This window comes from Paraburkholderia terricola (genome assembly GCF_003330825.1).
In the GTDB taxonomy this organism is placed as follows: Bacteria; Pseudomonadota; Gammaproteobacteria; order Burkholderiales; family Burkholderiaceae; genus Paraburkholderia; species Paraburkholderia terricola.
In genome coordinates, this window is record NZ_CP024941.1 from 1,724,741 (window position 1) to 1,746,436 (window position 21,696).

Genomic DNA, 21,696 nt, shown 5'->3' on the forward strand with positions numbered 1-21,696 from the left:
TTCGGCTCGGATGGTTCCGGCGGCGTCTCGCCTGCGCAATGACCCGATTGCGCAGCCGGCAAGACGCCGTTTTCGCGCGCAACTCGCGCTCAAAGGCGTTACATGACTACTACTACAAAGAAAACAGCCGAACGACTGATCAAGAAATATCCGAATCGTCGGCTCTACGATACCGAGACAAGCACGTACATCACGCTGACGGACGTCAAACAGCTCGTGCTCGATCAGGAGGATTTCAAGGTCATCGATGCCAAGAGCAACGAGGACCTGACGCGCGCCATCCTGTTGCAGATCATTCTGGAAGAGGAGAGCGGCGGCTTGCCGATGTTCTCATCGTCGATGCTCTCGCAAATCATCCGTTTCTACGGTCATGCGATGCAGGGCATGATGGGCACCTATCTGGAGAAGAACATCCAGGCCTTCATCGACATTCAGGCGAAGCTCGCCGACCAGTCGAAGAATCTGTACGAAGGCAAGGCGATGAATCCCGAGGTCTGGTCGCAGTTCATGAACATGCAGGCGCCGATGATGCAGGGCATGATGACCAGCTACATCGAGCAGTCGAAGAATATGTTCGTGCAGATGCAGGAGCAGATGCAGAACCAGGCGAAGACGATGTTCGCCACGTTCCCGTTTCCGCCGGGTGGGCCGGGCAATGCGGCTGCCGCGCCGGGCGCGCCGGCCAATCCGCAAAACAATCCGGAGCCGGAGAACAAGTAAGGGCGTGAGCCGGACCAATCGGCGGCCGGCGGGCGTCGATTGCGCGCAGCGCGCCCAGCCGCGCCGCGCGATTGCGCGGCCATCGGCACGGTACAATAGCGGGTTGATTGCGCGGGGCGTCGCGGAGTGTTTCTCGCAGGTGGGTCGCTCGTGACCCTTGAACCTCGCTTGCCTCGACGCGCCGTCCCCATTGTCGCCATCGCCACCGCTATACGCCGGACCCCACCTATGTCGCAAACCCGTTCCCCCGCCACGCCGACGCCTTCCGTTCCGAAGGTCGGATTTGTCAGCCTCGGCTGTCCTAAAGCTTTGGTCGACTCCGAGCAGATCATCACGCAGTTGCGCGCCGAAGGTTACGAAATTTCCGGCACTTACGACGGTGCCGACCTCGTGGTCGTCAACACGTGTGGCTTCATCGACGAAGCAGTCCAGGAAAGCCTCGACGCGATCGGCGAGGCGCTCAGCGAAAACGGCAAGGTGATCGTCACCGGCTGCCTGGGCGCGAAGAAAAGCGCGAGCGGCTCGGGCCTGATCGAGGAAGTGCATCCGAAGGTGCTGGCCGTGACCGGCCCGCACGCGGTGGGCGAGGTGATGCAGGCGGTGCACAACCATTTGCCGAAGCCGCACGATCCGTTCGTCGATCTGGTGCCGGCCGCGGGCGTGAAGCTCACGCCGCGCCACTACGCGTACCTGAAAATTTCCGAAGGCTGCAACCACCGCTGCACGTTCTGCATCATCCCGTCGATGCGCGGCGACCTCGTGTCGCGCCCGGTCGCCGAGGTCATGCTCGAAGCGGAGAATCTGTTCAAGTCGGGCGTGAAGGAACTGCTGGTGATTTCGCAGGACACGAGCGCCTATGGCGTCGACGTGAAATACCGCACCGGTTTCTGGAACGGCAAGCCGATCAAGACGCGCATGACCGATCTGGTCGGCGCGCTCGGCGAACTCGCCGCGCAATACGGCGCGTGGGTGCGCCTGCATTATGTGTATCCGTATCCGAGCGTCGATGAAGTCATTCCGATGATGGCCGAAGGCCCGTATAAGGGCCACGTCCTGCCGTATCTTGACGTGCCGTTCCAGCACGCGCATCCCGAAGTGCTCAAGCGCATGAAGCGTCCGGCCAATGCCGAAAAAGTGATGGAGCGCGTGAAGGCCTGGCGCGCGGCATGTCCCGACCTGACGATCCGCAGCACGTTCATCGCCGGCTTTCCGGGCGAGACCGAGGAGCAGTTCGAAACGCTGCTCGATTTCATCCGCGAGGCGGAACTGGATCGGGTCGGCTGCTTCGCCTATTCGCCGGTCGAAGGCGCCACCGCCAACGAACTCGACGGCGCGTTGCCCGACGAAGTGCGTGAAGCGCGCCGCGCGCGCTTCATGGAAGTCGCCGAGGAAGTGTCGGCGAAGCGCATCGCAAGGAAGGTCGGCAAGACGCTGAAGGTGCTGGTCGACGAGATCAACGCCGACGGCGGCATTGGCCGCACCGCGGCGGATGCGCCGGAGATCGACGGCGTCGTGTATATCGCGCCGACCACGAAGGCGTCGAAGCGCTACAAGGTGGGCGATTTCGTCTCGGTGAAGATCACCGGCGCCGACGGCCACGATCTGTGGGGCGAGGTGTAAGCGATGACGGCAAGCCTTCGTATGCCGGGAACCCATACCCCGGACATCCTCGCGCTCGGCGAGGCGATGATCGAATTCAACCAGTCGGCGAAAGACCAGCCGAACTATCTGCAAGGCTTCGGCGGCGATACGTCGAACTTCTGTATCGCGGCCGCACGGCAGGGCGCGCGGACCGGCTTCGTGTCCGCGGTCGGCAGCGATCATTTCGGGCGTTTGCTGATCGATCTGTGGGAGCGCGAGCAGGTGGACACATCGCTCGTGCGCGTCGATGAACGCGCGTCGACCGGCGTGTATTTCGTCTCGCACGGTCCCAACGGCCATGCGTTCGACTATCTGCGCGCCGGCTCCGCCGCGAGCCGCTACGCGCCGCACGATCTGCCGCTCGAGGCGATCGCCGCGGCCAAGGTCGTCCATCTTTCCGGCATCAGCCTTGCGATCAGCCTGAGCGCTTGCGACGCGGCGCTGGAAGCGATCGCGCATGCGCGCGCGAACGGCGTGCGTGTGAGTTTCGATACGAACCTGCGTCTGAAGCTGTGGCCGCTCGCGAGAGCACGCGCGGTGATGCTCGAAGCGATCCGTCAGACCGACATCTGCCTGCCGAGCTGGGACGACGTCACCGAACTCACCGGCTTGACCGGGCGCGACGAGATCGTCGATTACCTGCTGTCGCACGGTCCGCGCGTGGTCGCGCTCAAGCTCGGCAAGGACGGCTCGTACATCGCGACACCCGACGAACGGCGTGTCGTGCCGGGCCACCTCGTCAACGCGGTCGACGCAACCGGCGCGGGCGACTGCTTCGGCGGCGCGTTCATCGCGCGCCTCATCGCGGGCGACGATCCCTTTGAAGCGGCGCGTTACGCGAACGTCGCCGCCGCGCTGTCGACGCAAGGTTATGGCGCGGTCGCGCCGATTCCTTCGCGGGCCACGGTCGAACACATCCTGGCGGGCTGATCGCAACGTACCGCGACGTGCGGCCCGCCAAGGCACATTCATCTCGAGAGACTGAAGAGGAGCGAGCGATGCAACGGGACGTAGTGGTGGTGAGCGGTGTGCGTACCGCAATCGGCGGTTTTGGCGGCAGCCTGAAGGATTTTCCGCCGACCGATCTCGGCGCACGCGTCGTGCGTGAAGCGCTGGCGCGCGCGAACGTTTCGGGCGACGAAGTCGGTCACGTGGTGTTCGGCAACGTCGTGCATACCGAAGCGAAAGACATGTATCTGGCGCGCGTGGCCGCGATCAACGGCGGTGTCGCGCAGCATGCGCCCGCGTTGACGGTGAACCGCCTGTGCGGTTCGGGCTTGCAGGCGATCGTGTCGGCCGCGCAAAGCGTGCTGCTCGGCGACGCCGACATCGCGATCGGCGGCGGCGCGGAAAACATGAGCCGCGCGCCTTATTCGATGCCCGCCGCGCGCTTCGGTCAGCGCATGGGCGACGCGCGCCTCGTCGACATGATGGTCGGCGCGCTGAACGATCCGTTCCAGTCGATCCATATGGGCGTGACCGCCGAAAACGTCGCGCGCAAGTACGACATTTCGCGCGAGGCGCAAGACGCGCTCGCGCTCGAATCGCATCGCCGCGCGGCCAATGCGATCACGAGCGGCTACTTCAAGGAACAGATCCTGCCGATCACGATTGCGTCGAGGAAGGGCGACGTCGTGTTCGACACGGACGAGCACGCGCGCATGAACGCCACGCCCGAAGACTTCTCGAAGCTCAAGCCGGTGTTCGCGAAGGAAAACGGCACGGTCACGGCCGGCAACGCATCCGGCATCAACGACGCCGCGGCCGCCGTCGTGCTGATGGAACGCGGCGTGGCCGAGCAGCGCGGCATCAAGCCGTTGGCGCGCCTGGTGTCGTATGCGCATGCCGGCGTCGATCCGGCTTATATGGGCATCGGCCCGGTGCCGGCCACCCGCAAGGCGCTGGAGCGAGCCGGGCTGACGGTCGCCGACCTCGACGTGATCGAGGCGAACGAAGCGTTTGCCGCTCAGGCGTGCGCGGTCAGCAAGGAACTCGGCTTCGATCCGGCCAAGGTCAATCCGAACGGCTCGGGCATTTCGCTCGGCCATCCGATCGGCGCGACCGGTGCGCTGATCACCGTCAAGGCGCTCTACGAATTGCAACGGGTGGGCGGCCGTTACGCGCTCGTCACGATGTGCATCGGCGGCGGGCAGGGCATCGCGGCGATCTTCGAAAGAATCTGAGGTTCGGCGGGAATGCGCGGCACGCATGCCGTCACAGGTATCGGGCAGTATCAGCAATAAGGAAGAAACGGATGCGGGAATTGGAAGCGATGTCGGGCGCGGTGCGTCGGCGCGGTTGGACGGCCCCACAAGGGCACTTACTTCGGCGCGTGCTCGGTGCCGCCGCCTTGCTGTGTGCGGGCGCGGCGGCTTGGGTGCCCGCGCAGGCATGGGCGGAAAGCGACGCCGTCAAGGAACTGGCGGCGCCTGCGCCGATTCAGTTGCCGCTCAAGCCGAGCCCTGAATTCGCCAGATTTCCGCGCTACGCCGGCATGCTGGGCGCGCGTCAGATCGTGCTGCGGCTCGGCGCGAAAACCGACGATCCGTCCGGCGTGCACGGCGAGTATCAGTACACCGATAGCGGCGAAGTGATCCTGATCGCGGGCGATCGCGACGGCGACACCCTCGAAGTCGAGGAGTCGAACGACGGCACGCATATCACCGGCAATTGGGTCGGCAGGTTCGCCGCCGACGGCTCGGTGGCGGGCGAGCGGATGAACGTCGACGATTCCGATCCGCAGCCGTTCGATCTGAAGCGGCTGGCGGCGGGGCAGGCGGTGCCGGCTGCCGGCGCGCCGGCGATCGCGGCGAAGAAGGCCGCCGCGGCGCCGCGAGACCCGGTCGGCGGCGCTGCGGCTCCCCCCCATGGCGCTTCGGCGGCTGCAGCCGGCGGTCACCCCGTGGGCGGCGTCAGCAACCTGCAAACCGGCGAGTGAAGCCACTGCCGCGCGAGCCGGACGGCTCGCGCGCTCAAGCTCAGGCGACATGCCGCCGGCTCGTCTACTCTTGCGGGTACGGCGCGCGCGGCCCGACGCGGCGCGCCTCCATCATTTTTGTCAGCTTCTAATTCGATCTCACCATGACGCAATCCAAACTCAAACGCGCTCTGCAAACCCGCATCGTGCATGCCGAGGACCAGCTCACGCCGGGCTTCGAGTCGTTCTCGATGCCAGTTACGCGGGCCTCGACGGTCGTGTTCCCCGACCTCGCCACCATGCGCGCGCTCGACTGGAAAAACGACGCGCAGTGGCGCTACGGCCTGCACGCCACGCCGACCTCGCTCGCGCTGGCGCAGCGTCTCGCCACGATCGAAGGCGGCAATCACGCGCTGCTGCAGCCCTCGGGTCTGTCGGCGATTTCGAATGTGTATTTCGGTCTCTGCAAGGCCGGCGACGACGTGCTGATTCCCGATAACGTCTACTCGCCGAACCGCGACCACGGCGATTGGCTGGCGCGCGATTTCGGCGTGACGGTGCGCTACTACGACCCGATGATAGGAGCGGGCATCGCCGCTCTGATCCAGCCGAACACGCGCCTGATCTGGCTCGAAGCCCCCGGCTCGGTGACGATGGAAGTGGCCGACGTGCCCGCCATCACCGCCGTGGCACGTGCGCGCAACGTCGTCACCGCCATCGACAATACGTGGTCGGCCGGGCTCGGCTTCAAGCCGTTCGAGCACGGCGTCGATATTTCGGTGCAGGCGCTCACCAAGTATCAATCGGGCGGCGGCGACGTGCTGATGGGCGCGACGATCACCGTCGAGCGCGACCTGCACCTGAAGCTGAAGGCGGCCCGCATGCGCATGGGCATCGGCGTGTCGTCGGACGATTGCTCGCTGATTCTGCGCAGCCTGCCGACCATGCAACTGCGCTTTGCCCAGCACGACCGCGCGGCGCTCGGCCTCGCCAACTGGCTGAAGACTCGGCCCGAGATCGCCGCCGTGTTGCATCCGGCGCTCTCCGACTGTCCGGGCCACGAGTTTTTCAGGCGCGATTTCACGGGCGCGGGCGGCTTGTTCTCCGTGGTGTTCGACGGCCGGTATAGCGCGGCGCAAATCGATACGTTCTGCGAGTCGCTCGAACTCTTTTCGCTCGGCTGGAGCTGGGGCGGCGCGCACAGTCTCGCGATGCCTTACGAGGTCGCGTCGATGCGCGCCGAAGGGCAGTGGCCGCACCGCGGCACGCTGGTGCGTTTCTACATCGGCCTGGAGGAAGAAGCGGATTTGCGCGCGGATATCGAACGTTGTCTGACGGCGCTTGGATAGACTTCCGACGCTGTCGGCCGGTCGTCGAGCAACCCCATCGAGACGTGTTCCCGATGGGGTTTTTACTTTGTCGATATAGCCATTGAGCCTGGCCGTTCGGCTGAATGTTCAACCTTCCATCACGCCGCTACGATGGCGCGCATCCTGACTAACGGTTGCGGCACGATCGTGAGCTTCGATGAATCTTTTCTTCTGGATGCGCTTCTGATGCTGGCCGTCATCGCCACGGCCAGCGCAGCACATCGGCATTAGAACAGGCGCAGCAGCCCGTCCAGTCCCACGAAATTGAAGGCCACGCTGGCCGCTTCGCGCACCACGGGCTTCGCGCGGAATGCAACGGAAAGTCCCGCTGCGGCCATCATCTTCAGATCGTTCGAGCCGTCGCCCATCGCGATCGCGCGGGTCGGCTCGATGCCCAGTTGAGCACAGGTCTCGCGCAACATCGCTGCTTTCACGTCTGCATTGACGATCTCGCCGATTACCTTGCCGGTCAGCTTGCCGTCCACGATTTCGAGCGTGTTCGCACGCGTGAAGTCGAGGCCGAGACGGGCCTTCAGCTTTTCGGTGAAGAACGTGAACCCGCCCGACACCAGCAGCGTTTTCAAACCGGCGGCCTTCGCGCCTGCAAGCATCTGCAGCGCACCCGGCGAGAGTTGCAGCCGTTCTTCGTAAACGCGCTCGAGCGCGCTTGCGTCGAGGCCCTTGAGCAGCGCCACGCGGCGCGTCAGGCTTTCGTTGAAGTCCTTGATCTCGCCGCGCATCGCGGCCTCGGTGATCGCGGACACTTCCGCTTTCAGTCCGCAGAAATCGGCGATTTCGTCGACGCATTCGATCGTGATCAGCGTCGAATCCATGTCCATCGCGACCAGCCCGAAGTCTTGCAACTTGCGGCCCGCTTCGACGAACGCGTAGTCCAGTTGATGCGTGCCGCAATACACGTCGAGGTCGGCGCGCTGCGCTTCGCTTGCGCCGGCGATGCGGATCGCGTTCGAGTCGATGGCGGCGGCATGCGAACCGCGCGCGAGCGCGACGAGCGTTTTGTGATGATCGGCGGAAAGAGGCGCGGGACTTTGGATGACGAGGTTCATTGGCGACGCGAGTGACGCAGGAAAGGACGGGCGCGCGGCGCGCGCGGAAAATCCCGCTATTGTAACGGTTCGACGAGGTGCGCCACGGCGGCCCGCCTATGCAATCCCTCGGCAGCCGGTTCATACTGACGAGCCAACGCAGCCAACGCAGCCAACGCAGCCAACGCAGCCAACGCAGCCAACGCAGCCAACGCAGCCAACGCAGCCAACGCAGCCAACGCAGCCAACCATGCCCGCAGCGCTTGCACGCGTCGAGCCTGTCTGTCGCCGCGCATCGCGCGCGGTAGGTTGCGCACGGCAGACAGCGGCGCGAGTAGCGTTGCGCAAACCAGGCGCAAAATCAAAACCACGACAAGCACCGGAGACAACGCATGCCCCCCGCGACCACCAGCGACGCAGCCGCCCTCGCGCGCGACTTCGACTTGCGCCGGCTCAGTCCCGAGTTTTACGCAAACCCCTATCCGGTCTACCACGCGCTGCGCACGCACGAACCGGTCAAGCGCATGCCCGACGGTTCGCTGTTTCTGACGCGCTTTCGCGACGTTCAAGCGGTCTACCGCGATCCGAAAACCTTCAGTTCCGACAAGACCGTCGAATTCAGGCCGAAGTACGGCGACTCGCCGCTTTACGCGCATCACACGACGAGTCTGGTGTTCAACGATCCGCCGCGTCATACGCGGGTGCGCAAGCTGATCGCCGGCGCGTTGACGGCGCGCGCGATTGCCGCGATGGAGCCGGGGCTCGTGCGTCTCGTCGACGGCTTGCTCGACGCCGCCGCCGAACGCGGCCGCATCGATCTGATCGGCGAATTCGCGTCGGCGATTCCGGTGGAAATCATCGGCAATCTGCTCGACGTGCCGCATGCCGAGCGCGCGCCGTTGCGCGACTGGTCGCTGGCGATTCTCGGCGCGCTCGAACCGTCGCTCAGCGACGCGCAACTCGAACGCGGCAATCGCGCGGTGAGCGAATTCGTCGACTATCTGCGCGGCCTCGTGGCGCAACGCCGGCGCGAGCCGGGCGACCCGCTGCACGACGTGCTCACGCGTCTGATCCAGGGCGAGGAGGGCGGCGAGCAGTTGTCCGAAGCCGAATTGCTGCAAAACTGCATCTTCATTCTGAACGCGGGGCATGAGACGACGACCAATCTGATCGGCAACGGCCTCGTCACGCTCGCCGAGTGGCCCGAACAGCGCGCCGCGTTGCTGCGCGAGCCGTCGCTGATCGAATCGGCGGTCGAGGAATGTTTGCGTTTCGAGAGTTCGAACCAGCTCGGCAACCGCATCGCGACGCTCGACGCCGAAATCGGCGGCGTTCCCGTGGCGCGCGGCACGCCCGTCACGCTGTGCATCGGCGCCGCCAATCGCGACCCGGAGCAATTCGCGGAGCCGGACCGCTTCGATATCCGCCGCGCTCCGAACCGGCATCTGGCGTTCGGCTTCGGCATTCATCAGTGCGCCGGGCTGTCGCTCGCGCGGCTCGAGGCGCGCATTGCCATCGGACGCTTCGTGCAGCGCTTTCCGGCCTATCGGCTGCACGGCGAGCCGACGCGCGGCGGTCGCGTGCGGTTTCGCGGCTTCGCCGAAGTGCCGGTGGAACTCGACCCGGCGGCACGCCGAACGCCGTAGCTTTTGCCGACGCGGCGCAAGACTTACAGCCGATGCGCGGCGCGCCCGGCCTCGCGGCGTCCCGCGTCAGCGCAAAACCCGTGGCACGCTTGCTGCTTCGCGTAAAGACCTGGGCCTTGGGGAGCGCACGATGGCACACATGATCTGGAAGGGCGCAATCAGCTTCGGCCTCGTTCACGTGCCGGTGCAGTTGTACCCGGCAACGCAGTCGGAGAAGGTCGGCTTCAATCTGCTGGATAAGCGCACGATCGACCCGGTCGGCTACAAGCAGATCAACAAGCGCACCGGCAAGGATGTGACGCGCGATAACATCGTGCGCGGCTTCGAGTACGAAAAGGACAAGTACGTCGTGCTCTCGGACGAGGAGATTCGCGCGGCGAATCCCGAGTCGACGCAGACGGTGGACATCCTTGCGTTCGTCGACGCCGCCGACATCTCGTTCCTCTTTCTCGACACGCCGTACTTCCTCACGCCCGATCGCAAAGGCGAAAAGGTCTACGCGTTGCTGCGCGAAGCGATGAAGGCGTCGGGCAAGGTCGGCGTGGCGAGCGTCGTGCTGCACAACAAGCAGCATCTCGCCGCGCTGATTCCGCTCGGTCCGGTCCTCGCGTTGAACACGCTGCGCTGGGCCGCCGAAGTGCGCGACTTCGACCAGTTCAAGCTGCCGGCCGAAGGCGTGAAGGCGGCGGGCGTCAGCGCGCGCGAACTCGACATGGCGAAAAAATTGATCGACGACATGAGCGACAAGTGGGATCCGTCGCAGTACCACGACACCTTCCGCGACGACATCATGGCGCTCGTCGATCGCAAGATTCGCGCGGGCAAGACCGAGGAAATCACGGAGGTCGAAACGCCGCGCGAGTCGCGTCAGTCGGCGGACATTCTCGATCTGTCCGATCTGCTCAAGCGCAGCCTGGGGCGCGGCAAGGGCAAGCCGGCGTCCGGTGGACGCAAGCGTGCCGCGGACGATGAGGAAGCTGAGGCCAACGACGAAGAGGCCGACGAGGATACCGATGCCAGCGCCACGCCCGCTCGCAAGAAGCCGAAGACGACGCGCGCGACGCGCGGCGGCGGCACTCGTGCCAGCGGCCGTTCCGGCAGCAAGACCGCGCCGGCCGCCCGCAAACGCCGCGCGGCCGCGTGAGCGCGGAGCGCCCGATCCTGGAGGTTAGAAAGAGGAACCGCGAGAGGAACAGTGAGATGAACCGCGCCACCCAACCCGCGATGACGTCATCCCCATGAACGACAGGCTCGATCTCTACAACCGCAAGCGCCGCTTCGACGAAACGCCGGAGCCCGCGGGCACGAGCGCGCGCAAGCGCGCCGGCCGCAAGACGAGTGCGCGCGAGTCGAACGAGGCGCTGTCCTACGTGATTCAGGAGCATCACGCGCGGCGGCTTCACTACGACTTCCGGCTCGAACTGAACGGCACGCTGCTGTCGTGGGCGGTGCCGAAGGGGCCGTGTCTGGACCCGTCGGTGAAGCGGCTCGCCGTGCATGTCGAGGATCATCCGGTCGAGTATGGCTCGTTCGAAGGCGAGATTCCGCCTGGCAACTACGGGGCGGGCACCGTGATCGTGTGGGACCGCGGCACCTGGGAGCCGGTCGGCGGCGCGGCGCAGGCGGCCAAAACCTACGCGGCCGGCAAGCTCAAATTCATCCTGCACGGCGACAAGCTGCACGGCGGCTGGACGCTGGTGCGCAGCCACATGCGCGGCAGCGGCGACAAGGAGCAGTGGCTGCTGATCAAGGAGCGCGACGACGAAGCGCGCGATGAAAGCGAGTACGACATTCTGAAGGAGCGACCCGGCAGCGTGCTCGATGGAAGCGCGCCGGCGCAGAAGGGCGCGAAGACGGCGAAACGCGCGTCCGCGGCGAAGGAAGCGACGAGCACGAGCCGGACCGGCAGGAGCGCCGCCGCCAGGACCGCTTCATCGAACCGCGCGAGCCGCGGCGATCCGAAACGACCCGACATCGTGGCGACGCGCAGCGCGCAGTCGCTGCGTGAGCTCGCCGTGTCGCCGTCGATCGAAGGCGCGGTCGAGGCGAAGCTGCCCGCCACCTTCAAGCCTCAACTGGCGACGCTGGTCGACAGCGCGCCGCCCGGCGATCAATGGTCGTATGAGATCAAGTTCGACGGCTACCGCGTGCTGGCGCGCATCGACCACGGCACGAAGGGCGGCGCGGTGAAGGTATTCACGCGCGCGGGCAACGATTGGACCACGAAGTTCAGCAAGCAGGTCAAGGCGCTCGAACAGCTCGACCTCGAAACCGCATGGCTCGACGGCGAGGCGGTGGTGCTGGACGAGAACGGCGTGCCGAGTTTTCAGGCGCTGCAGAACGCGTTCGATTCGAACCGTCCGCAGGACATCGCCATCTATCTGTTCGACGTGCCTTTTCTGAACGGTTACGACTTGCGCGGCGTGCCGCTGCAACAGCGCCGCGCGATCCTGCGCGCGTTGCTGGAAGGCGTCGACGACAACGTGCTGCGCTTCTCGAACGATTTCGAATTCAGCGCCGAGGACCTGCTCAAGAGCGCATGCGACATGGCGCTCGAAGGCATCATCGGCAAGCGGCGCGACAGCGGTTATATGTCGGGACGCTCGTCCGCGTGGATCAAGCTGAAGTGCCGGCGCCGCCAGGAGTTCGTGATCGGCGGCTATTCGGAACCGTCCGGCAGCCGCGCGGCGTTCGGCGCGCTGCTGCTCGGCGTTCACGACAGCAAGGGCAAGCTGCAATACGCCGGGCGCGTCGGCACGGGCTTCGATGCCGCGTTGCTGCGCTCGGTGAAGAAGGAGCTGGACGCGCACGAAACCCAACGCATGCCGTTCGCGGCCCCGCCGCGCGAGCGCAGTCGCACGCCGGTGCATTGGGTCGAACCCGTACTCGTCGCCGAATGCAACTTCGCCGAGTGGACGAGCGACGGCATCGTGCGCCAGGCGTCGTTCGTGAGTCTGCGCAACGACAAGCCGGCGAGCCAGATCGTCAAGGAAGCACCCCGCAAAGGAGCCGACGTGCAACAGCAAACCGATACCGCGTCCGCCGCCGCGCCGAAGAAACGCGCGGCGCGACGGGCCGAAGCAAACGCCGTGTCCGAGCCGGATGACACGCGTGCGAAGCAGGCAGGAAAAACGTCCGGCGCCAAAACCACGGCCGCGAAAACGTCCGGCGCCAAAACCTCAGCCGCCAAAACCTCGGCCGCCAAAACCGCCACGGCGAAATCGAAAGCCGCCTCGACTGCCTCCGAAGTCGCCGGCGTGCGCGTCTCTCATCCCGATCGCGTGATCGACAAAAGCACCGGCACGCGCAAGATCGACCTCGTGCGGTACTACGAATCGGTGGCCGACTGGATGCTGCCGTATCTGCGGGACAGGCCGGTATCGCTGGTGCGCGCGCCCGAGGACATCGGCGGCGAGCTGTTTTTCCAGAAGCACAGCCAGAAGCTGTCGATCCCGAACATCACGCAGCATCCCGGGCTCGACCCCGGCCATCCGCCGCTGATCACCGTCGAAACCATCGGGGCGCTGGTGGGCGCCGCGCAAATGGGCACCGTCGAGTTTCATACCTGGAATGCGGTGGCGTCGAACATCGAGAAGCCCGATCGCATGGTGTTCGATCTCGACCCCGACGCGTCGCTCGGCTGGGAGCGGATGATCGAGGCCGCGCAGCTCACGCGCTCGCTGCTGGAGGAGCTCGGTCTCACGTCGTTCTGCAAGACGAGCGGCGGCAAGGGACTGCATGTGGTGGTGCCGCTCGCCAGGCAGGCCGGCTGGGACGAAGTGAAGGGCTTTTCGCAAGCCGTCGCGCAGCATATGGCGGCCACGCTGCCGAAGTACTTCAGCGCGAAGATGGGCGCGCAGAATCGCAAGCAGAAAATTTTCGTCGACTATCTGCGCAACAACCGCGGGTCGAGCACGATCGTCGCGTTCTCGGCGCGCGCGCGGCCGGGCATGGGCGTCTCGGTGCCGCTGTCGTGGGACGAAGTCGCCAGCACCACGGCCGGCGATCAATGGAATATCGAGAACCTGCACGAGCGGCTCGCCGACCTCGCAGGCGACCCCTGGGCGGACTACCCGACGACGCGTCAGCGGATTACCGCGGCGATGAAAAAACGTCTGGACGGCGCGAAGTGAGCGCGCTGCCGCCGTTCTCATTCCGTCCTGATTCCATACGCAAAGGAGCAAGCCATGAAGACCGCACCGCAATCGTCGGACGGCGACAAGCAAGCCGATCCGCATGCCCGAAAGCATCCGCGTTCGTTGGAGGACGTGGCCGCGCCGCTACCGCATGAAACCGATCAGAGCCCGGAATCGCAGCACGAGGACGATCCGCGGCGTGTCGGCAAGCAGGCGCATCGCGACATCGAACGGGGACTGCAGGATACCGACCGCCGCGGCGGCGGCGACTATCAGCAAAAGACGCAGAACGACGCGCACGCCGATGTGAATTCCGAGGGCAAGGCGGGAGGCGGCGGGCGCGGCAAGCGGTGATCCCTTCAGCGAATCCCGCCGCTCGGCTCGGCATCCCAATACGGCGGATCGCCGAAATGCGCCGCGAGGAATTCGATGAATGCGAGCGTCTTCGGCGGCACGAACGCGCGGCTCGGATACACCGCCCAGATCGCCACTTCCTCGGCGAGCGGATACGCGTCGAGCACGCGCACCAGTTCGCCGCTGCGAAGATAGGGCGCCACGTCCCAGGTCGATTTGAGCGCGATGCCGAAACCGGCCAATAGCGCGTCGCGAATCACCTCGCCGTTATCAGTGACGAGCCGACCGCTCACGCGCACGTCGAGCGGGCCGGCGGGGGTCATGAACGCCCAGTCGCGCTGGTCCGACAGGATCATGCATTCGTGCCGCGCGAGATCCGACGGATGATGCGGCGTGCCGCGCGCGGCCAGATAAGCGGGCGCCGCGCACAGCACCCGGCGGTTGACCGCCAGGCGCCGCGCCACCAGCGACGAATCCTTGAGCACGCCGACGCGGATCGCCACGTCGATTCCCGCGTCGACCAGATCGACCAGGTGATCGGTCAGCCGCAAATCGACGCTCACGCCGGGATAGCGGCGCAGAAATTCGCTGATTACCGGCGACACGTGCTGCCGCCCGAACGAGGACGGCATCGACACTCGCACGCGCCCCTGCGGTTCGGCCTGCGCGCGGCCCACCGAGGCGCGCGCGGCGGCGGCCGCGTCGAGCAGCGCCTCGGCGCGCGTCATGAACACTTCGCCGTCCTGCGTGAGACTGATGCGGCGGGTGGTCCGGTGCAAAAGCCGCGCGCCCAGCAGCTTTTCCAGTTGCGCGATGCGCGAACTCGCGACCGCCGCCGACAACCCGAACTCACGCCCCGCCGCCGACACATTGGCGAGCAGGGCGGCGCGCACGAACAACGCGACGTCGAGCAGATCGAGCCGTTCGCGTTCAGTGGAAGGTGCGTGGGCGGATGGAGCAGGACGATTCATTCTTCTGAAATTCAAAAAGATGTTTCAGTCATTATGACGGTTTTATAAAAATAAGAAGGCGCCTAGGATGACGCCGATGGGATCGGTTGCCGTCGCCGTCCCGGATTCTCAAGCGCATCTTCATCCGAACCAACAGGAGCTTCTTATGAAAGCCGTAGGTCTCTATCGCTACTTGCCGATCGATCAAGCCGAAGCGCTGATCGACGTCGAGATCCCGCAACCTCAAGCCACCGGCCGCGACTTGCTCGTGAAGGTCGAGGCGATCTCCGTCAATCCGGTCGACACCAAGGTGCGCGCGCCGAAAGACACGGTCGAAACGGCGCCGCGCATTCTCGGCTGGGACGCCGCCGGCACCGTGGTCGCGGTCGGACCGGAAGTCACGCTGTTCAAGGTCGGCGATCCCGTGTTCTACGCCGGCAGCATCACGCGGCCGGGCGCGAACAGCGAGTTCCATCTGGTCGACGAGCGCATCGTCGGGCGCAAGCCGGCGTCGCTCGATTTCACGCACGCGGCGGCGCTGCCCCTGACCGCGATCACCGCATGGGAAGCGCTGTTCGATCGCCTCGGCGTGTCGCCGCAAGGCGCGGATGAAGGCCGCACGGTGTTGATCGTCGGCGGCGCGGGGGGAGTCGGCTCGATCGGCATTCAATTGGCCAAACAACTGGCGAAGCTGAAGGTGATCGCGACGGCCTCGCGTCCCGAGTCGGCGAAGTGGGCGACGGAGCTGGGCGCGGATCACATCGTCGATCACTTCGGCGACATGCCCGCGCAGTTGAAACAGCTCGGCATCGGGCAGGTCGATTACGTGCTGATATTCAACGACACCGACCGCCATTTCCCCGCCGCGGCCGAGGTCGTCGCGCCGCAGGGCGGCATTTGCACGATCGTCGAAAACAGCCGGCCGGTGCCGGTCGAACTGTTGAAGGCGAAGAGCGCCGCATTCCATTGGGAGTTCATGTTCACGCGTTCGATGTTCGGCACGCCCGACATGATCGAGCAGCACAAGCTGCTGACGGAAGTGGCGCGTCTCGTCGACGCCGGGACGTTGCGCACCACCGTCGGCCAGCAGCTCGGCAAGATCGACGCGCAGAATCTGCGCCGCGCGCATCGACTGCTGGAAGAAGGCCGCGCGATCGGCAAGCTGGTGCTGACGGGCTTCTGAAGCGTCGCGATCGGCCGGCAAAAAACGGCTTACCGCAAGGGGGTTAACACCCGATCCGCGCGCAGCGCGCGCGGCGTCGCTTGGCGTTAGACTGGTGGCGCATCATGCAAAAACAGTTGCGTGTCTCGCGGCCCGGCTGGTGAATGCGCAAGCACCATCGACCCGGCATGAACCTGCGCAGCCACGATGCTTCGCTCAGGCGGTAGCACCCACGCAGCACTCACGCGAGCGCGCAGCGGCACAACAACGAGGTGACAGTATGAGCTACCGCTTCAAACTCTCCGCCGTTTCAGTTGTCGCTTCTCTCGCTTGCGCGTTCGTGCCGGCGGCCCATGCGGCCACGCCGATCACGGTGACGTCGCAGTCCGCGCCCGACGGTCCGATCCGCTACACGGTTCGCGTCACGTCGAAACAGTTCGGCAATTCACAGGAAACCCGCACGATCCGCTCCGGCGAATCGGACGACTTCACGTGGAAAACCGTACCGCCGGGCGGGCCGGTTCCGGTGAGCGATGCGTGCCCGAGTTATTCGTCGCTGCCACTCGACACCAACGGCGCGATGATCCGTCAGACGCAGATCCGCTTCGCGCCGGTGGTGGCGAGCGACGGCACCGCAACCGTGCAACTGAGCTTCCAGGCGCGCACGCCGCGCGGCGTGAAGTCGGTGACGAGCGGCGGCAAGACGCTCCAATGTCCGAACGACGTGGCCGTCAGCCAGATTCTGCGCTTTACGATGCCGACCAACGGCAGCACGAAGAAGCTCACGCTGGCCGACGGCACCGAAGTGACGGTCAGCGCGAAGCGTTGAGGCCCCGTCCGCGGCGAGCCGCATTCAGCGCCGCGCCGCGGCGCGCTCCACCAGCCGCGACGACAGAAACCGGTGCTCCGCCGAAAAGAGCCGCCGGTACGTGAGCAGCACCGCGCCGACCGTCCCGAGCGCCGACGCGGCGGCGATCAGAAACATGATCACGATCTGATAACGCACCGCCTGCAACGGCGACTGGCCGGCCAGCACCTGGCCCGTCATCATGCCGGGCAGGCTCACCACGCCGACCACGGCCATCTGGTTCAGCGTCGGCATCATGCCCGCGCGCACCGCCTGGCTCGCCGGCGCCCGCGCCGCTTCCCAGCGCGTCGCGCCGAGCGCGAGCGCCATCTCGACGCGGTCGCGCCGCGCGGTCAGTTCCTCGGTCATCCGTTCGATGCCGAGCGAGACCCCGGTCAGCGTATTGCCGAGGATCATGCCGAGAATCGGAATCGCATACTGCGGCTCGTACCACGGATGAATGCGGATCACGACGAAGAGGCCGATCGCGGCGACGAGCCACGAACTGAACCCGATCGACAGCACGCTATCCGCGCGCTGTCCGGCATAGGAGCGGCTGCCGCGCTGCGCGCCCGCGAAGCCGGCGATCAGCGTCATCACGATCATCAGCGGCAACACCACGAACCAGTGGCTGTAGCGGAACACCCAGCCGAGCACGTAGCCGATCGCGAGCAACTGCACGACGGTGCGCAGCGCCGCCCACGCGAGCTTGCGTTCGAGATCGAGCTTGAGCGCCACCGACACCGCGCCGTTCACGACGATCAGCAGCGCCGCGATCGCGAGGTCCCAGAGACTCAGGGTTTGCAAGGTCATTGGCGGAACGCCTCCTGCGCGGGCGTGACCGTGGGTTCGTCGAGCATGCCGGCGCGCATTGTCAGACGCCGCTCGCTCATGCGCGCGGCCTGGGCCGGATCGTGCGATACCCAGATCGACGCATGCCGGCCGGGATCGGCATCGAACCAGGCGCGCACCAAACCCTCGATCGCATGCGACGACTCCGGGTCGAGCGACGCGGTGGGCTCGTCGAGCAGCAGCACTTCCGGTGCAAGCTGCAACACGCGAATCAGCGCGACGATCTGCGCCTCGCCGCCGGACAGTTCGCTCGCGCGCTTGTCGAGAAAATCGTCGCCGCGGCCGGCCGCTGCCACGAGACTTGCCGCTCGCGCGCGATCGAAGCGCACGTCGCGATAGGTGCGCAACTCGAACGGGTAGCGCAGATTGTCTTCAACGCTGCCGTCGAGCAGCGCGGGCCGCTGGCGAATATAGGCGACGTTGCGCCGGTAACGCGGAATCGCCGCGCGTTCGACTGGCCTGCCATGCCACACGATGCGCCCCGCATCGAGCGGATCGAGCAGGGCGAGGGCGCGCAGCAACACGCTCTTGCCGGAGCCCGACGGCCCCGTGATCGCGACGCGGTCGCCCGCATGCAACGCGAAGGTGGTGGGCTGCAGCAGCGTCTGGCCGCGCAAGGCGTCGCGCCGGACGATGCCGTCGGCGAGCACGAACGGAACATCGGTCATGAGTCGTAGGGTGGAGAGTGGGCGTCATGTCGAAGGCCATCGTTCGGGCACACTACGTGCTGGGCGAAGGGCAACGCAGAAAAAATAGCGGAGCCCCCTCGATGGCAGCGTGGAGCACGACCGGAAGACGGATCGGGAAAATCATCGCATGGCTGCTGGCGATCATCGTCATTCTGATTGTCGCGCTGACAGTTTTTCTCCTGACGTTCGACTGGAACCACGCGCGGCCTTACGTCAACGACAAGGTCACGCAGGCGATCGGCCGGCCGTTCGTCATCAACGGCGATCTGAAAGTGGGCTGGCGGCATCCGGTCGGCGAGACCGGCTGGCGCGGCTGGGTGCCCTGGCCGCGCTTCTCGGCGACGAACATCACGGTGGCCAACCCCGACTGGGCGAAACAGCCGCATTTCGCCACGCTCGACGAGATCGACTTCCAGGTCAAGGTGCTGCCGCTGCTCACCCGCGACATCGTGATTCCGGCGATCAATCTGGTGAATCCTTCCGTCGATCTGGAACGGCTGCTCGACGGGCGCAACAACTGGACCTTCAAACTGAAGCCGCGCGAGCCTTCCGAGTGGAAGCTCGATCTGCACGATATCGCGTTTGAGAAGGGCAACATCGCACTGTCCGACCAGCAGAAGAAGATCGACGTGCAGACGGTCGTCGATACGCTCGGTCAGCCGATTCCGCTCGGCGAGGCGATCCGGCAGCAGGAAGCGGCGTCGCGCCGTGCGTCGGCCGAGGCGGTCGGCAAGTCGGGCGCGAACAAGCTCTCCGCGCAGGCCAATGCCCAGGCGGCGTCCGAGGCTTCGGCGGCCGCGTCGGCGGCCGCGTCGGGGGCTGCGTCGACCGACATCAAGGCGTCGGGTGCGACGGCGGCCACGGGCGCTTCGGGCGCGTTGATCGCGGGCGGTTCGAAGGGCGCGAGCCAGGCGGCGAGCGCGGGCGTCGGCGCAAGCGCTAACGCGGAAACCAGCGCCGCCGCGGCGGCCTCCGCGCCGGCCTCGAGCGCCAGTGAAGCCGGCGACGCGGGCGGCGCGAAACCGCAGATGCCGTCGTATGCGATCGGCTGGACCGTCAAGGGCACCTACAACAAGACGCCGGTGGCGGGCAGCGGCAAGGTGGGCGGCGTGCTCGCGTTGCAGGACGCGAACCGGCCGTTCCCGGTGCAGGCCGACGTGAAGGCGGGCGATCTGCATATCGGTCTGGTGGGCACGGTCACCGATCCGGCGCATCTCGCCGCGGTCGATCTGCGCCTCTGGCTGCAAGGCAACAGCATGTCGCGGCTCTATTCGCTGACCGGCGTGACCTTGCCCGACACGCCGCCTTATGCGACCGAGGGGCGTCTCATCGGGCAGTTCAAGCAAAGCGGTAACGTCTTCAAGTATGAAAACTTTACAGGCCGGGTGGGCGGCAGCGATCTGAACGGGTCGCTGATCTATACGGCGCGCGAGCCGCGTCCGCTGTTGCAGGGCGAAGTGGTGTCGCATCTGCTGCAATTCTCGGATCTTGCGCCGGTGATCGGCGCGGACTCGAACGCGAGCAAGGCCAGGCGCGGCGATGCGAAGATGCAGCCGGCAAACAAGGCGCTGCCGGTCGAGGAATTCCACACCGACCGCTGGAAGGCGATCGACGCCGACGTGAAGTTCACGGGCCGGCGCATTATCAAGAACGTGGACCTGCCGATCACGGACCTGTACACCCATATCGTGATGACCAACGGCGTGCTCTCGCTCGAACCGCTCAAGTTCGGCGTGGCGGGCGGCTCGCTGGCCTCCGACATTCATCTGGACGGCAGCGCGATGCCGCTCAAGGGCCGCGTGTCGACGTCGGCGCGGCATCTGAAGCTCAAGCAGTTGCTGCCGAACTTCAAGACGATGCAGAACGCGCTCGGCGAAATCAACGGCGACGCCGCCTTGACCGCAACCGGCAATTCGCCGGCCGCGCTAGCGGCGACCTCGAACGGCGAGGTGAAGGCGCTCGTCACCGACGGCACCGTGAGCCGCCTCCTGATGGAAGCGGCGGGGCTGAACGTGGCGAACGTCGTGTATGAAAAGCTGTTCGGCAATCGCGACGTGAAGATCAATTGCGCGGCCGCCGATTTCGTCGCCACCAACGGCGTGCTCGATTCGCGCGTGTTCGCGCTCGATACGGGCGACGCGGTGATCGACATCGACGGCAAGGTGAATCTGCGCGACGAGTCGATGGACCTTGGCGTGCATCCGCATACCAAGGGGTTCCGGGTGTTTTCGTTGCGCTCGCCGCTCTATGTGAAGGGGACCTTCAAGGACCCGCACGTGGGCGTGAATCCGGCCGCGCTGGCGCTGCGCGGCGGCGCGGCGGTCGGGCTCGGTCTCGTCAATCCGTTCGCGGCGCTGATTCCGCTGCTGGCGCCCAGCAACAACAAGCCGCTGCCTTGTGCGCGCTTGCTCGCGCAGGTGCGTCAGGCGCCGACGGCGCCGCCGCCCGGGGTCAAGCAGAAGCCCAAGGCCGCCATTTCGCTCGAGGGCGCGCCGGTGAATAAATCATCAGGGGAAGCTTCGTCGCCTGCCGCGACCGGCAAGAAGCAGCCGGCGGTCACGGCGCCGGCGAGCGCGGTTGAATACAAGGGAAGCTGAGACCCACGCCGCTTGCGAACCGACAGCGGCGTTGCCAAGGACGAGCGGGTCGATGTGAAAAAGGCCTCGGGAACAGGCCTGTAAGAGGCCTGTAAGAGGCCTGTATGAAGAACCTGCCTCGGCTACCTCAGCGAGCGCGGAGCGGCGTCTCCAGCGGCATCTTGCCGACGAACCCCGCGACGGGCACCGATGCGGGTAGCGCCGAACTCCGTCAGGATCTTGCCGCGAGCCCGGCTGGCAAACACCAGGAAGCCGAAGCCGTCGGCCTCGTACCAGTAGCCGCCGTTCTCCAGTCCGTCGAGCGGTTGTTCCAACGCGTTGGTGATGGATTCGATACAGCGCCGCCGCAACTCGGCCGGCGCGGGATAAGGCGGTTGCGCACCGCGCACGCTGCACAGGAGCACATCGAGTCCGGGCAGTACGTGTGCATAGAGCACCGGTTCGTCTTGCGCGCGAGCACGCGCAATCTTGGTGTCGAGCTGGCCGAACGGCTTGAAATGCCGTAGTACCGCGAGGAACGACTCATCGCCGTCCACCTTCGCGCGTCTACGCTTTTTCGGGAAGGACATAAAAATTCGCCTGAAAAAGAATTGCAAGAAACGCAGCGTCCTCATGCGACAACTCCCGGCTTCGCGCGCCGCACGTCGATCTTTTATAGCATACGACAAGGCTGGATTCACGATGATTCGACGTCTGCGCCGTATCACCTTCTCCCGCACGAATCATGCCGAACCGCCTCGCCGCGCGCTTTCGCTTCCTAGCACATCTG

18 protein-coding genes are annotated in these 21,696 nt (G+C 65.7%); 13 read left to right on the top strand and 5 right to left on the bottom strand.

Annotated features, from left to right (window positions below; all coding sequences use genetic code 11):
• The first annotated feature begins 102 nt into the window (after positions 1 to 102).
• The 6 genes from phaR (at position 103) to CUJ90_RS07865 (ending at position 6,627) form a co-directional block, all read left to right on the top strand.
• Complete coding sequence (gene phaR / locus CUJ90_RS07840) at positions 103 to 720, top strand: polyhydroxyalkanoate synthesis repressor PhaR (RefSeq protein ID WP_073426771.1); 618 nt, start codon at positions 103 to 105, stop codon at positions 718 to 720.
• A gap of 228 nt (positions 721 to 948) precedes the next feature.
• Positions 949 to 2,340: a 30S ribosomal protein S12 methylthiotransferase RimO gene (gene rimO, locus CUJ90_RS07845; RefSeq protein ID WP_073426770.1), complete on the top strand. Its 1,392-nt coding sequence runs from the start codon at positions 949 to 951 to the stop codon at positions 2,338 to 2,340.
• Positions 2,341 to 2,343: 3 nt separating this feature from the next.
• Positions 2,344 to 3,291, top strand: coding sequence for a sugar kinase (locus tag CUJ90_RS07850; RefSeq protein WP_114162348.1), 948 nt, complete (start codon positions 2,344 to 2,346; stop codon positions 3,289 to 3,291).
• A 68-nt stretch (positions 3,292 to 3,359) separates the two neighbouring features.
• Complete coding sequence (gene bktB, locus CUJ90_RS07855; protein WP_073426768.1) at positions 3,360 to 4,544, top strand: beta-ketothiolase BktB; 1,185 nt, start codon at positions 3,360 to 3,362, stop codon at positions 4,542 to 4,544.
• A 71-nt stretch (positions 4,545 to 4,615) separates the two neighbouring features.
• Positions 4,616 to 5,299, top strand: a complete 684-nt coding sequence (locus CUJ90_RS07860) for a hypothetical protein (RefSeq protein ID WP_114162349.1) — start codon at positions 4,616 to 4,618, stop codon at positions 5,297 to 5,299.
• A gap of 143 nt (positions 5,300 to 5,442) precedes the next feature.
• The gene (locus CUJ90_RS07865; protein WP_114162350.1) at positions 5,443 to 6,627 is read left to right on the top strand and encodes a cystathionine beta-lyase; all 1,185 of its coding nucleotides are present in this window, start codon (positions 5,443 to 5,445) and stop codon (positions 6,625 to 6,627) included.
• Positions 6,628 to 6,875: 248 nt separating this feature from the next.
• On the opposite strand, the gene serB is transcribed toward CUJ90_RS07865, so the two are convergent.
• On the bottom strand, positions 6,876 to 7,715 hold the full coding sequence (gene serB, locus CUJ90_RS07870; protein WP_114162351.1) for a phosphoserine phosphatase SerB: 840 nt from the start codon (positions 7,713 to 7,715) through the stop codon (positions 6,876 to 6,878).
• A 371-nt stretch (positions 7,716 to 8,086) separates the two neighbouring features.
• Between serB and CUJ90_RS07880 the strand changes: the two genes are divergently transcribed.
• From CUJ90_RS07880 to CUJ90_RS07895, 4 genes are all read left to right on the top strand, one after another.
• On the top strand, positions 8,087 to 9,340 hold the full coding sequence (locus tag CUJ90_RS07880; RefSeq protein WP_114162352.1) for a cytochrome P450: 1,254 nt from the start codon (positions 8,087 to 8,089) through the stop codon (positions 9,338 to 9,340).
• Positions 9,341 to 9,470: 130 nt separating this feature from the next.
• The gene (gene ku / locus CUJ90_RS07885) at positions 9,471 to 10,484 is read left to right on the top strand and encodes a non-homologous end joining protein Ku (RefSeq protein ID WP_114162353.1); all 1,014 of its coding nucleotides are present in this window, start codon (positions 9,471 to 9,473) and stop codon (positions 10,482 to 10,484) included.
• 94 nt (positions 10,485 to 10,578) lie between these two features.
• Entirely contained in the window at positions 10,579 to 13,473 is a 2,895-nt protein-coding gene (gene ligD / locus CUJ90_RS07890) for a DNA ligase D (RefSeq protein ID WP_114162354.1), read from the top strand.
• 54 nt (positions 13,474 to 13,527) lie between these two features.
• Positions 13,528 to 13,830, top strand: a complete 303-nt coding sequence (locus CUJ90_RS07895; protein ID WP_114162355.1) for a hypothetical protein — start codon at positions 13,528 to 13,530, stop codon at positions 13,828 to 13,830.
• Positions 13,831 to 13,835: 5 nt separating this feature from the next.
• On the opposite strand, the gene CUJ90_RS07900 is transcribed toward CUJ90_RS07895, so the two are convergent.
• Entirely contained in the window at positions 13,836 to 14,801 is a 966-nt protein-coding gene (locus CUJ90_RS07900; protein WP_114162356.1) for a LysR family transcriptional regulator, read from the bottom strand.
• 145 nt (positions 14,802 to 14,946) lie between these two features.
• Here CUJ90_RS07900 and CUJ90_RS07905 point away from each other — a divergent pair, with 145 nt between their 5' ends.
• Positions 14,947 to 15,963 carry a zinc-binding alcohol dehydrogenase family protein gene (locus CUJ90_RS07905; RefSeq protein WP_083083623.1) on the top strand — a complete coding sequence of 339 codons (1,017 nt, stop codon included), beginning with the start codon at positions 14,947 to 14,949 and terminating at the stop codon, positions 15,961 to 15,963.
• A 259-nt stretch (positions 15,964 to 16,222) separates the two neighbouring features.
• The gene (locus tag CUJ90_RS07910) at positions 16,223 to 16,771 is read left to right on the top strand and encodes a DUF6013 family protein (RefSeq protein WP_073426757.1); all 549 of its coding nucleotides are present in this window, start codon (positions 16,223 to 16,225) and stop codon (positions 16,769 to 16,771) included.
• Between the two features lie 24 nt (positions 16,772 to 16,795).
• Here CUJ90_RS07910 and CUJ90_RS07915 read toward each other — a convergent pair whose 3' ends face one another.
• A complete protein-coding gene (locus CUJ90_RS07915) occupies positions 16,796 to 17,602 on the bottom strand; it encodes an ABC transporter permease (protein WP_083083625.1) in 807 nt (268 codons plus the stop codon).
• Positions 17,599 to 18,309 carry an ABC transporter ATP-binding protein gene (locus CUJ90_RS07920; RefSeq protein ID WP_114162357.1) on the bottom strand — a complete coding sequence of 237 codons (711 nt, stop codon included), beginning with the start codon at positions 18,307 to 18,309 and terminating at the stop codon, positions 17,599 to 17,601. Before CUJ90_RS07920 ends, CUJ90_RS07915 begins: the two co-directional genes overlap by 4 nt.
• A gap of 101 nt (positions 18,310 to 18,410) precedes the next feature.
• Between CUJ90_RS07920 and CUJ90_RS07925 the strand changes: the two genes are divergently transcribed.
• On the top strand, positions 18,411 to 20,927 hold the full coding sequence (locus CUJ90_RS07925) for an AsmA family protein (protein WP_114162358.1): 2,517 nt from the start codon (positions 18,411 to 18,413) through the stop codon (positions 20,925 to 20,927).
• Between the two features lie 122 nt (positions 20,928 to 21,049).
• On the opposite strand, the gene CUJ90_RS07930 is transcribed toward CUJ90_RS07925, so the two are convergent.
• Positions 21,050 to 21,541, bottom strand: a complete 492-nt coding sequence (locus CUJ90_RS07930; RefSeq protein WP_073426753.1) for a hypothetical protein — start codon at positions 21,539 to 21,541, stop codon at positions 21,050 to 21,052.
• Positions 21,542 to 21,696 lie beyond the last annotated feature (155 nt).

Excerpts from the sequence above, each read along its gene's own strand:
- phaR (WP_073426771.1), top strand. The coding sequence starts at position 103 with ATGACTACTACTACAAAGAAAACAGCCGAACGACTGATCAAGAAATAT.
- rimO (WP_073426770.1), top strand. The coding sequence starts at position 949 with ATGTCGCAAACCCGTTCCCCCGCCACGCCGACGCCTTCCGTTCCGAAG.
- CUJ90_RS07850 (WP_114162348.1), top strand. The coding sequence starts at position 2,344 with ATGACGGCAAGCCTTCGTATGCCGGGAACCCATACCCCGGACATCCTC.
- bktB (WP_073426768.1), top strand. The coding sequence starts at position 3,360 with ATGCAACGGGACGTAGTGGTGGTGAGCGGTGTGCGTACCGCAATCGGC.
- CUJ90_RS07860 (WP_114162349.1), top strand. The coding sequence starts at position 4,616 with ATGCGGGAATTGGAAGCGATGTCGGGCGCGGTGCGTCGGCGCGGTTGG.
- CUJ90_RS07865 (WP_114162350.1), top strand. The coding sequence starts at position 5,443 with ATGACGCAATCCAAACTCAAACGCGCTCTGCAAACCCGCATCGTGCAT.
- serB (WP_114162351.1), bottom strand. The coding sequence starts at position 7,715 with ATGAACCTCGTCATCCAAAGTCCCGCGCCTCTTTCCGCCGATCATCAC.
- CUJ90_RS07880 (WP_114162352.1), top strand. The coding sequence starts at position 8,087 with ATGCCCCCCGCGACCACCAGCGACGCAGCCGCCCTCGCGCGCGACTTC.
- ku (WP_114162353.1), top strand. The coding sequence starts at position 9,471 with ATGGCACACATGATCTGGAAGGGCGCAATCAGCTTCGGCCTCGTTCAC.
- ligD (WP_114162354.1), top strand. The coding sequence starts at position 10,579 with ATGAACGACAGGCTCGATCTCTACAACCGCAAGCGCCGCTTCGACGAA.
- CUJ90_RS07895 (WP_114162355.1), top strand. The coding sequence starts at position 13,528 with ATGAAGACCGCACCGCAATCGTCGGACGGCGACAAGCAAGCCGATCCG.
- CUJ90_RS07900 (WP_114162356.1), bottom strand. The coding sequence starts at position 14,801 with ATGAATCGTCCTGCTCCATCCGCCCACGCACCTTCCACTGAACGCGAA.
- CUJ90_RS07905 (WP_083083623.1), top strand. The coding sequence starts at position 14,947 with ATGAAAGCCGTAGGTCTCTATCGCTACTTGCCGATCGATCAAGCCGAA.
- CUJ90_RS07910 (WP_073426757.1), top strand. The coding sequence starts at position 16,223 with ATGAGCTACCGCTTCAAACTCTCCGCCGTTTCAGTTGTCGCTTCTCTC.
- CUJ90_RS07915 (WP_083083625.1), bottom strand. The coding sequence starts at position 17,602 with ATGACCTTGCAAACCCTGAGTCTCTGGGACCTCGCGATCGCGGCGCTG.
- CUJ90_RS07920 (WP_114162357.1), bottom strand. The coding sequence starts at position 18,309 with ATGACCGATGTTCCGTTCGTGCTCGCCGACGGCATCGTCCGGCGCGAC.
- CUJ90_RS07925 (WP_114162358.1), top strand. The coding sequence starts at position 18,411 with ATGGCAGCGTGGAGCACGACCGGAAGACGGATCGGGAAAATCATCGCA.
- CUJ90_RS07930 (WP_073426753.1), bottom strand. The coding sequence starts at position 21,541 with ATGAGGACGCTGCGTTTCTTGCAATTCTTTTTCAGGCGAATTTTTATG.